Annotated in this window: 10 protein-coding genes and 1 pseudogene; 6 read left to right on the top strand and 5 right to left on the bottom strand. The window is 60.7% G+C overall.

The annotated features are described in order from the left end of the window. Positions 1-1343, bottom strand: a 1343-nt coding sequence (locus KBF66_RS16860) for a GAF domain-containing protein (protein ID WP_296659994.1), incomplete at its 3' end; no start/stop codon positions are given. 240 nt (positions 1344-1583) lie between these two features. On the opposite strand from KBF66_RS16860, the gene dacB reads away from it, so the two are divergent. The 5 genes from dacB to KBF66_RS16835 all read left to right on the top strand — a co-directional run bounded on the left by dacB (position 1584) and on the right by KBF66_RS16835 (position 6610). Beyond that, positions 1584-3026 (top strand): D-alanyl-D-alanine carboxypeptidase/D-alanyl-D-alanine-endopeptidase, encoded by a 1443-nt coding sequence (gene dacB / locus KBF66_RS16855; protein WP_296659991.1) that lies wholly within the window; start codon positions 1584-1586, stop codon positions 3024-3026. Positions 3027-3071: 45 nt separating this feature from the next. Beyond that, the gene (locus tag KBF66_RS16850) at positions 3072-3326 is read left to right on the top strand and encodes a SemiSWEET transporter (protein WP_296659988.1); all 255 of its coding nucleotides are present in this window, start codon (positions 3072-3074) and stop codon (positions 3324-3326) included. A 101-nt stretch (positions 3327-3427) separates the two neighbouring features. Continuing rightward, entirely contained in the window at positions 3428-4762 is a 1335-nt protein-coding gene (locus tag KBF66_RS16845) for an SGNH/GDSL hydrolase family protein (RefSeq protein ID WP_296659986.1), read from the top strand. A gap of 27 nt (positions 4763-4789) precedes the next feature. Beyond that, a complete protein-coding gene (locus tag KBF66_RS16840; RefSeq protein WP_296659983.1) occupies positions 4790-5485 on the top strand; it encodes an OmpW family outer membrane protein in 696 nt (231 codons plus the stop codon). A 78-nt stretch (positions 5486-5563) separates the two neighbouring features. Then, the gene (locus tag KBF66_RS16835) at positions 5564-6610 is read left to right on the top strand and encodes a dienelactone hydrolase family protein (protein ID WP_296659980.1); all 1047 of its coding nucleotides are present in this window, start codon (positions 5564-5566) and stop codon (positions 6608-6610) included. Between the two features lie 52 nt (positions 6611-6662). On the opposite strand, the gene KBF66_RS16830 is transcribed toward KBF66_RS16835, so the two are convergent. From KBF66_RS16830 to purE, 3 genes are read right to left on the bottom strand one after another with little or no spacing between them, the layout of a single operon-like run. After that, positions 6663-7679: an L-threonylcarbamoyladenylate synthase gene (locus tag KBF66_RS16830; protein WP_296659996.1), complete on the bottom strand. Its 1017-nt coding sequence runs from the start codon at positions 7677-7679 to the stop codon at positions 6663-6665. A 28-nt stretch (positions 7680-7707) separates the two neighbouring features. Then, positions 7708-8907 (bottom strand): 5-(carboxyamino)imidazole ribonucleotide synthase, encoded by a 1200-nt coding sequence (locus KBF66_RS16825; protein WP_296659977.1) that lies wholly within the window; start codon positions 8905-8907, stop codon positions 7708-7710. Next, positions 8904-9398: a 5-(carboxyamino)imidazole ribonucleotide mutase gene (gene purE / locus KBF66_RS16820; protein WP_296659974.1), complete on the bottom strand. Its 495-nt coding sequence runs from the start codon at positions 9396-9398 to the stop codon at positions 8904-8906. Before purE ends, KBF66_RS16825 begins: the two co-directional genes overlap by 4 nt. A gap of 81 nt (positions 9399-9479) precedes the next feature. On the opposite strand from purE, the gene trxA reads away from it, so the two are divergent. After that, on the top strand, positions 9480-10436 hold the full coding sequence (gene trxA / locus KBF66_RS16815; protein WP_296659972.1) for a thioredoxin: 957 nt from the start codon (positions 9480-9482) through the stop codon (positions 10434-10436). A 37-nt stretch (positions 10437-10473) separates the two neighbouring features. On the opposite strand, the pseudogene KBF66_RS16810 reads toward trxA, so the two are convergent. Beyond that, positions 10474-10621, bottom strand: a pseudogene (locus tag KBF66_RS16810) (phosphoribosylaminoimidazolesuccinocarboxamide synthase); the annotation flags it as partial.

The following is a 10621-nucleotide window of genomic DNA, read 5'->3' as shown; positions in this document are numbered from 1 at the left end:
CCGCCAGCAAACTCGGGCACGTTTTTCAGATGTTTGGGCCATGGCAGGCGCTCCAGCATTCTGATGGTGGCCACGATGTGGTGATTGATCACTTCGCGCTCGGCGGTGGTCAAGGTTCCTTTGCGGATACACAGGTTGTCGATTTCATCCGCCGTCAAAAAGTCGGTCTGCACCCCATGGGTGTTGCGCCAACGCAACTCGCTGCCAATGCGCCGAACGCGGGCGATGTCCTCCTCGCGCATGGCCTCGCCACCGACGTTCACCTGTCGGATGAAGCTCCGCTGGTCGTCCAACGCCAGCTGATGCGCAGTCGCATTTGCCAACAGGGTTGCTTCAGCGGCTGGGTCTGTCACCGGTCGCAAGGCCAGCTGCTGCCTAAGTGCGGCAATTTCAGCATCACGCTTGAGCACTTCAAAACGTGTGTCAATCAGATCGATGCGGTCAAACAGGGTTTGTAACTTGGTGGACTTGTCGACCACATGCACCGGGGTGGTGACTTTGCCGCAATCGTGCAGCAGGCCAGCGATCTTGAGCTCATAACGGTCTGCCTCACTCATCGAAAAATCGGCCAGCGGCCCCTGCTGGATCGCGGCCACCGCGTCTGCCAGCATCATGGTCAGCGCGGGCACGCGATGGCAGTGACCGCCGGTGTAACGGGACTTCTCATCAATGGCCAAGTTGATCAGGCCAATGAAGGACTCAAACAGCTCTTCCAGTTGCGACATCAACAGCCGGTTGCTCAGGGCAATGGCCGCCTGAGACGCCAGCGACTCGACCAGGCTTTGATCAGGGCCAGAGAACGATACCACCGCCTCGCTACCGGGTTGGCGCGCATTGATCAACTGCAGTACCCCGATCACATCACCTTCATGGTTGCGCATGGGCACTGTCAAAAACGACTGCGAGCGGTAGCCGGTGCGTGCATCAAAGACACGGGTGCCCGAGAAGTCGAACTCATCCTCATCACAATAGGCGTCATCAATGTTCACCGTCACACCATGGATGGCGGCATACGCCGCCACCAACGAGTCGTTGGGTCGACCATCCTCACCATAGAGGTGGATCAAAGGAAAATCAATCGGCTTGCCCGACGTGCCCCCCATGGCAATGTTGAGTGAATCGGTCCGCAGAATCTCCACCCGCAGAGTTCGGTGGTCGTCCAGCATCCGGTACAAGGTGCCACCATCGGCATGGGTGATGGTTTTGGCCGCCAGCAGGATTTGCTCCAGCAGACGCGTGATGTCGCGCTGCCGTGACAGCGAGGCGCCAATATCATTGAGCCGATCGAGCCGTCTCAGCAGTTCGTCAACCCGACTGGAACCATCGATCATTGTTGTACCCATCAACCACTCCGTCCTTATTGACTTGCCAAATACCCAGACAACTCGAGAAATTGTACGAAATGATTGCATTTTTTGTGCAAAAGGCGACAACTTGTCGCCTACTATCCGAATCTGCGAGTTTTATTGTCTATGCTCAACCGAGTCTTCCCTTGCCTTCAGTCCAGCCCTGACACCGGTATCCGGTCAAACACACGTTGCCGCGCGTGGCACCATCAGGTCGCCATAGACACTTGGCGCTGGTTGCGAACTGCCTTGGCCTGCGCCGCTGTGCAGGCGACGACTGGCCTGGCCGCGTCAGCGCAGGTTTTGCCTGAGACCGTGACCACGGCCCTGGCGCGGGCCAAAATTCCAGTCGATTCGGTCAGTGTGATGGTCGCAGATGCCGTGGGACAGTCACCGCCGCGCCTGAGCTACCGTGCCGATGTACCCCAGAACCCGGCCTCGGTCATGAAACTGGTCACCACCTACGCGGCACTCGACCTGCTGGGTCCGTCGTTTAGCTGGCGCACCCCGGTCTGGCTGGATGGCACGGTGCGCGACGGGGTCCTCAAAGGCAAGCTGGTGATACAAGGTCAGGGTGACCCCAAACTGGTGCAGGAACGGCTGCTATTTTTGTTGCAGCGGGTTCAGGCTCTGGGCGTGCGCCATATCGACGGCGACATCGTATTGGACAAAAGCCTGTTTGCCCCAATCGACCTGAGTCCGGCCGACTTTGATGGCGACCCGCTGCGCCCTTACAACGTGCAACCGGAGGCCTTGTCGTTCAACTTCAAGTCGGTCACGCTGACCTTGACCCCCGATCTGGCGGCCAAAGTGGCGCGGATTCACTACAGTGTGCCCCTTTGGGGGGTGGAGACCACCGACAGCGTGCCCCTGAGCAACGACGCGAGCGTCAGTTGTGGCGATTACCGGCAAAGACTGGTGGCCAACTTCTCGGATCCATCACGCCTGCAACTGTCCGGCAGTTACCCGGCCGCGTGTGGCGAAAAAACCTGGTCACTCGCCTATGCCGACCCGAGCAGCTACAACGCGCGCAACCTGGAAGCACTCTGGCGCAGCCTGGGCGGCCAGCTCAGCGGGCGCGTGCGTGACGGCAAAGCGCCAGCGGGTGCGCCCACCTTTCAGTTGCAAAGCCCGGCGCTGGCCGAGTTGATCCGCGATATCAACAAGTTCAGCAATAACCTGATGGCGCAGCAGCTGTTTCTGACGCTGGCGCTGCCAGCGGTTGACCCTGCCAGCGGTGAACTGCCGCCCACAGTCACACCGGTCACGCGTGAAATGGCTCGTGCGCTGGTGCAACGCTGGTGGCAGCAGCGGGTGGGTGAAAGTTACCCCTTGACCATTGACAACGGTGCCGGTCTGTCACGTCAGGCCCGCCTGAGCGCCCAAGGCTTGGCACAGATGCTGCGATTGGCCTACACCTCGGCCTATATGCCGGATCTGATGGCCTCATTGCCAATCGTGGGGGTCGATGGCACGCTCAGACGCAGCCGCGCCACACCAGCCAGTGCGCACCTGAAAACCGGCAGCCTGCGCGATGTGATGGCCCTGGCCGGCTACGTCCATCTGCCAGATGGCAAACGCCTGTGTCTGGTCGCCATCATCAATCACACCAACGCACCGGCCGGCCGGCCGGCCCTGGACGCGCTGGTGCAGTGGGCACTTGGCAGTACGCGACAATGATGTTCTCAAACCGTTGACGCATTGACCTTTCTGCTTGTTCGAACCATGACCCTGACTGATTTCATTGGCACGCTGGCTGCCGTGCTGACCACGGGCAGTTTTCTGCCGCAAGCCTGGCACACCTTCACCACCAAAGACGTCAGTGGGATCTCACTGGGCATGTACAGCGTGTTCACCACCGGAGTGGCGGCCTGGCTCATTTACGGTCTGTTGTTGCAGGCCTGGCCGATCGTGATCGCCAATGCCATCACGCTGACGCTGGCCGCCACCATTCTGGTGATGAAGCTGCGCTACCGATAAAGTCACCGCGCCACGGGTTTACCCGATGGGCACCTGATCAGTCCAACGCTAAGATGTTCATTTGAAATAGTACGGTCGTTCTTTTAATATGGAGATGCTTGATGCGGCAGTTTAAATTGTTGGGTGTGGCTCTGGGTGCGGCGCTGCTGGTGGCAGCTTGCGGCGGTGGTGGCGACGGTAACCAGGCGCCTGCGGTCAGCTACACCGCGGTGGTGTCGTTTGGCGACAGTTTGAGCGACGCAGGAACGTATAAGGTCGGTCCTGTTGCGGCACTGGGTGGCGGTATGTTCACCGTCAACGGGATTGCCGGTGCGCCGGGTGCGGAGCCGGTGCCCAGCTACAACTGGGCGCAACTGGTGTCGGCTGCTGCCATTGGCAAAGTCAATTGTGCCGCCCGCACAGGTGGTTTTGGTGTCCCGGTGACCCCGGTGGCGGGCTGCACCAACTACGCGCAAGGCGGCTCACGCGTCAAAGACCCCATCGGAACCGGCAATGCTGGCGGTATCACCGCGGCGCTGACCGAGTCGGTGACGACGCAGATCGCCAACTTTGCCATTGATGGCAACAAGATCACTGGCAAAGAGCTCATCACGGTGCTGGCTGGCGCCAATGACCTGTTTGCCCAGACGGATACTCTCAGCCGCAACGCGACCCTGGCTGGAGGTCAGGCGCTTGCCACATCGCTGGTCACACAACTCGTGTCTTTGGCACCGACAGCGCAAATGGCCGCCGCTCAGGTGTTTATCGGTACGGCCATTCAGACCGAGGCCGCCAAATCCACTGCCACACCCACCAGCATTATTTCCGCCGCGGTAACCGCCGCCGCCACCCATGCCGCGACCAACGGTTACAGCACGACGGCTGTAGCCAATGCTGCCACGATCGGTGCCACGGCAGGAGCCGCCGCCACAACGGCCGGCAACACGTATGCAGCGACAACCGGTGCCCAGATTGCTGGTGCAGGTATGGTGCAAGCCGCAACAGACCTGGTCGTGGCGGTCAAAGGCTTGATCGCACAGGGTGCCAAGCGCATTGTTGTGGTCAACATTCCTGACGTCAGTCAGACCCCTATGGCCATGGCTACACCGGCCAACCAGCAGGCGCTGGTGCTGGCGCTGACAAAAGCCTTCAATGCGGCGCTGCAGGCGGGCTTGAACGGCACCGCAGAAGTGGTGCTGGTCGACGCTTTTGAGGAAAACCGGCGTCAGTTGGCTGATCCTGCGCACTATGCCCTGACCAACATCAAGGACATTGCCTGCAATTTGAGCACGACGGTTAACCCGTTGGCCAGTTCCTTGGCCTGTAACAGCAAAAACCTGATCCCGGGCGACACCTCGCGCTATATGTTTGCCGACGGCGTACATCCCACCCCTTATGGTCACAAGCTGCTGGCGCAATATGTATCCAAAGCCCTGGTCACAGCGGGCTGGCTGTAAGACTGCGCATCATCCGGAGAAGAACACATGAAGCAATCCCTCAAATTTCTGGCTGCCACGGCGGCTTTGATGGTGTCGGCCGGTGCCTTGGCGCAAAGCGCAGGCAGCTGGTTGGTGCGCGCTGGCGCGACCCGGCTTAGCCCGGATGTCAGCAGCGGCTGCCTGTCAGCACCCGACTTTGGCGACAACGGTGTCGGCGGCGCTTTGGGCTGCAGCCGCAGCGACGTGAGTGGCAACACCCAGTTGTCGGGCGGCATCACTTACATGTACACCGACAACCTGTCGGTTGATTTGCCGGTGGCCTTGCCGTTCAAGCACAAGATCATTGGCGATGGCTCGTTGCAAGGCACCGGGGTTCTTGCCGAAGTCAAAGCACTGCCGATTACCCTGTTCTTGCAGTACCGTTTTTTGCCGGCCAGCGCCAAGTTCCGCCCGTACGTAGGTTTGGGAGCCACCTATGCCTATTTCTTTGATGAAGAAGGCAGCGGCAAGCTCACCTCTCTGACCAACCCTGGTGGCACACCCACCAAGGTCACGGTGGATGGCAAATTCATCCTGACGCCACAAATTGGCGCATCCTGGATGGTGAACGACAAGTGGTTTGTCGATGTGTGCCTGACCAAGTCCAAATTGAGCACGGTGACCAAACTGTCGACCGGTCAAAAGATGGACATTGCCCTCGATCCGGCAACCTTCACCGTGGCGGTGGGTTACAAGTTTTGACCTCCTGGGGCCAAGTTGCCCCAACGCGTGGCGCGGCAATTGGTGTCTCAGTGTACTAACCCATAAGGTGCCTTGGTCATGCAACCACGCCGGCTGCGCGTCCTCACTTGTTGGCTGTATCTGACCATTGCGGGTGGAACAGCCCATGCCGGGGTCGCCACACCGATGGCGGACTTTCGCAGCGGGCCGGCAAGTGGTTTGTACAGTTACCCATCGGGTTCTCCAGCCACGGTCTTGGATCTCATTCAAGCCAGTCGGCCCCGACCAGCGGCCAGTGCCCAGGGCGAACTGCTTTTGCCACCCAGCGCTGCGAAGGAAGTCAAATCTGCTGCGGTCGTGCTGGTCCATGGCTCGGGCGGGATCTATCCGGAACAAGTCACTTTCTGGGCAAAACTCCTCAACCAGCAGGGTATCGCTGCCTTCGTCATCGATGTGTTTGGCCCTAGAGGTGTCAAATCAACCGGTGAGGACCAGAGTCAAGTGCCGTTTGCCACCGACACGGCAGATGCTTTTGCGGCGTTGGGTATGCTGGCAAGCCATCCACAGATTGACCCGAAACGTATCGCCATCATGGGATTTTCACGCGGCGGCATCACGGCTGTGCGCAGTGGTGCGGTGCCAATCATCAAGGGCGCGGCGCCTGCCGGCCTGCGCTTTGCTGCCCATATCGCCATCTACAGTGGCGGTTGCGCCGGGGTACTTTCCATCACACCCAAAACCGGTGCCTTCAGCCCGGAGCCCATGCTGTTTGTGCATGGCGACGCCGACGACTATGCCTATCTCAGCGATTGCCGCAGCTACGCGCAGCGCATCAAGGCGGCAGGCACACCCACTGAAGTGGTGGTTCTGCCGGGCGCACGGCACAAGTTCGATGTAGACAGCACCAGGTTGATCCACTTGCCCTCCAATCCGAAAAGCAAAGAGGGCTGTCCGCTGGAATATGACCTATTGGACCTGAAGGTACGTGACGGTCGCAGTGGTGAGGCGCTGTCCACCGACAAGGCGAAGGAAATCGGCAACGATTTGTGCAGCACCAAAGGTGCCACCATGGAGGGCAATCATGCAGCCCGCGACGCGGCTGGCAAGGCCGTGCTTGAATTCCTGGGCCGAACGCTCGGACCTTGAATCCCGCTTTTGCGTCAGATTTGGCGACCTGACTGGCTGGCCGAATGTGGTTTCAACTGGCAGCGCGGCTCAAACGGTCACGCACCCCGTCCCAGTCAGCGCCGTCGGGCAATGATTCAACCCATATCCCTTTGACACCCTGTGCATCAAAATCGCGCAGCGCCGCAAACAATTGCTGCGCCGTGCTGACAGCATCGTCGGGCATCTTGCGGTACAGCACCTGTCGAGGCAGACGGGCAAACGCCGTGCGGCTGTAGATCGCAAAGGCCGGACTGGGAATCGCCAGCCCAACGCCATCGTCCAGTCGCGCCAGCGCAGCCTGTAGTGCTGCTAGCGTCATCAAACGTACCGTGGCCCTGGGTGCATAGTGCGAATCAAGCGTGCCCGACGCCTTGGGGGCAACGTTTGCAGAAACTTCTGGCGCGTCATTCAACAACACCTTGAGATCACACGCGGCCTGCACTTGTGCAACCGTGATGCCTCCAGGGCGCAGCAGCACCGGCAGGCCACGGGTGCAATCAATGATGGTGGACTCGATGCCCACCCGACACGGCCCACCATCCAGAATCAGCAAATCCTCGCCAAACTCGGCTTGCACATGCGCGGCCGTGGTCGGACTGACCCGGCCAAACTGATTCGCGCTGGGTGCGGCAATGCCGATGACAGCACCCGAATTCGTCAGGCCGTGCAGCAAAGACTGCGCGACGGGATGTGAGGGGCAGCGCAGGCCTATGGTGGCGTGATCACCTGCAGCGACATTGGCGACACCGGGATTTCTGGGCAGGATCAGCGTCAATGGGCCGGGCCAGAAGACGGCCATCAGCGCCCGGGCAAAATCCGGAATGCTGTGGGCAAAATGATCTGCCAGCGTGGCATTGGCGATGTGCACGATCAGCGGATGACCGGCCGGACGCCCTTTGGCGGCAAAAATTTGGCCCACCGCGGCGTCATTGCAGGCGTCTGCGGCCAACCCATAAACTGTCTCGGTCGGCAAACCCAACAGGCCGCCAGCGCTGAGGCAGCGTGCGCCCGCAGCGATCGAGTCAGGATGCGCTCCGGGCAGGATCACCACCCACCCCACACCGTCCAGGCCAGCATCAAAACGCCTCGATACCCAGCAGCGCGGCCGCTTGCAGCGCCATTGCTTTGGCTTGGGCGGCGCTCGCCGCGGTCACGGTCAGGTGGCCCATCTTGCGGCCCTTGCTGGCTTTGAGCTTGCCGTACAGGTGCAGATGCACGCCCGGCAGCGCCAGCACCTGATCCCAGGCCGGCGTGGCCGCATCCACCCACAGGTCACCCAGCAGGTTGAGCATGACCGCCGCACTGTGCTGGCGCGGCTCGGTCAGAGGCAGACCCGCCAGGGTGCGCACCTGCAGCTCAAACTGCGACACATCACAGGCGTCAAGCGTGTAGTGCCCGCTGTTGTGCGGGCGCGGCGCCATCTCGTTGACCACCAGCGCACCGAGTTGGGTATGGGCAGCCGTGTTTTCGGTCAATACGAAGAATTCGACGCACAGCACACCCACATAATGCAGTTCATTCGCAATTGATTTAGTAGCTGCTACCGCTTGCTTAATAAGCGCTGGAGGCAGATTATGTTCATCAACCTCGGTCACCGCCAGAATACCATTGCGATGCAAGTTGCGCTGCGGCGGGAAGTGCACACACACGCCGTCTGCTCCGCGGGCCACGATCACCGAGCATTCGGCCGCCAGAGGCAGCAACTGCTCCAGCACGCAGGGCACGTTTTTCAGCGCGTCCCAGGCCGCGGCCAGCTCTGCCAGACTGCCCACGCGCATTTGACCCTTGCCGTCATAGCCCAGGCGTGCCGTTTTCAGGATGCCGGGCATCAGCGCGGCCGGTACCGCGGCCAGCTGCTCGGGCGTCTCAATCACCGCGTAGGGCGCCACCGGCACACCGCTGCGTGCCAGATGGGCTTTTTCCTTGACGCGGTCCTGCGCAATCGCCACCGCGTCGGCACCGGGTGCGGTGGGGCGGGCCGCGCCCAGCGTCACCAAAGCCGGTGCGGGCACGTTTTCAAACTCGGTGGTAATCGCCGCGCAGCGTTGCATCAACTGCGCCAGTCCCTGCTGGTCAAGGTAGCCGGTCTGGATGTGGTAGTGGCTCACCAGCCCGGCGGGGCTGATGACGTCGGGGTCAAGCACAACGGTGTAATAGCCCATGGCCTGGGCCGCTTGCACAAACATGCGCCCCAGCTGGCCACCGCCCATCACACCCAGCGTGGTCGGCTGACCACTGGCGCCGACCTCACCGGGAAGCAACAGCTGGTGGTTCATAACACCGGGGGCAACGTCATGTCGCGCGCCATCTGGGTTTGGGCCGCGCGAAAGTCTTCCAGGCGGGCGCGCAGCACGATGTCGCTGTTGGCCAGCATGGCCACCGCAAACAGGGCCGCATTGGCCGCGCCGGCTGCGCCGATGGCAAAAGTGGCCACCGGAATGCCTTTGGGCATTTGCACAATGCTGTGCAGCGAGTCCACTCCACTCAGATACTTGCTGGGCACCGGCACGCCCAGCACTGGCACGGTGGTTTTGGCCGCCAGCATGCCGGGCAGGTGCGCCGCGCCACCGGCGCCGGCAATGATCGCCTTGAGCCCGCGCCCGGCGGCTTTTTCGGCGTAGGCAAACATGTCATCGGGCATTCTGTGGGCAGACACGACCCGCGCCTCGTGGTGGATACCGAACTGTTGGAAAATGTGGACTGCGTGCTGCATGGTGTCCCAGTCTGAGCTGGAACCCATCAGCACACCGATTTGGATGGAGTTCATGCGCAGATTTTACGTTTGCCCTGGAAATCTGCGCCCAACGCCCCCATCTGACCTGACTTTCATAAAACCTGCGAGACCGCCATGATCAATATCACCATGCAAAACTTCGAGACCGAAGTGATTGCCGCCTCCATGACCCAGCCGATTCTGATCGACTTCTGGGCACCCTGGTGCGGCCCGTGCAAGGCCCTTGGCCCGGTGCTGGAAAAGCTTGAAGTCGAGTACGCCGGGCGCTTCACGCTGGCCAAGATCAATTCCGACGACGAGCAGCAACTCGCCGGTGCTTTTGGCATCCGCAGCATTCCCACCTGCATCCTGATGATGGGCGGCAAACCGGTCGACGGTTTTGCTGGCGCACAAAGTGCCGGGCAGATCAAGACCTTTCTCGACAAACACCTGCCTTCTGAAGGCGAGCTGGTGGCCGAAGCCGAGGCCGACGAGGCCAAGGCGCTGCTGGAGTCGGGCGACCCGCAAGCGGCACTGGAAAAACTCGCCGATGCGCTGGCGGTAGACCCCGGCAACGACGACACCCGTTACGACTATGTCAAGTTGCTGATCGAACTCGGTGGCTTTGAGGAAGCCGAGGCCGCCTTGGCACCCAAGCTGGCCGAGATCCCGCGCAAACTGCGTTTTGAAGCCTTGTCACAGTGGCTCGACGCACTCTTATTCATAGCTACCAGTGATTACTCCCATTGGACAATGGAGCAATTTGACGAAAAAATTGCGACCAACAAACGTGACTTTGACACGCGTTTTGCCAAAGCCAGAATGCTGATCGCCTTGCGCGAATGGACCGCCGCCATGGATGAATTGCTGGAGATCATCATGCGCGACAAGAAATGGCAGGACGAAGCCCCGCGCAAGGCGTTTGTGGCGATTCTGGAACTGCTGACTCCGCCCAAACCCAAGGCCGCTGCACCCACACCGGGCAAAACCGCCGGTGGCATCGAGGTGCTCGGCAAAGCGGCCATCAACGAAGACCCGCAGGCGGCATTGGTGTCGAGCTACCGGCGCAAGTTGAGCATGATGCTCAATTGAGCGGCTTCTCACATCTCAGCGACCGCCGCACGCCAACTCAGGCGGTCAGCCGAACCAAGGCTTCCTGGTACTTCTCGGCAGTTTTGTCGATCACTTCACGTGGCAAGTGTGGCGCCGGCGGGGTTTTGCTCCAGGGTTTGCCTGCTACTTGGGCGCTTTCCAGCCAGTCGCGCAAAAACTGCTTG

The organism is Rhodoferax sp. (assembly GCF_018063565.1).
Lineage (GTDB): Bacteria > Pseudomonadota > Gammaproteobacteria > Burkholderiales > Burkholderiaceae_C > Rhodoferax.
The sequence above is the reverse complement of the archived record's forward strand: the minus strand, read 5'-3'. Positions and strand labels throughout refer to the sequence as shown.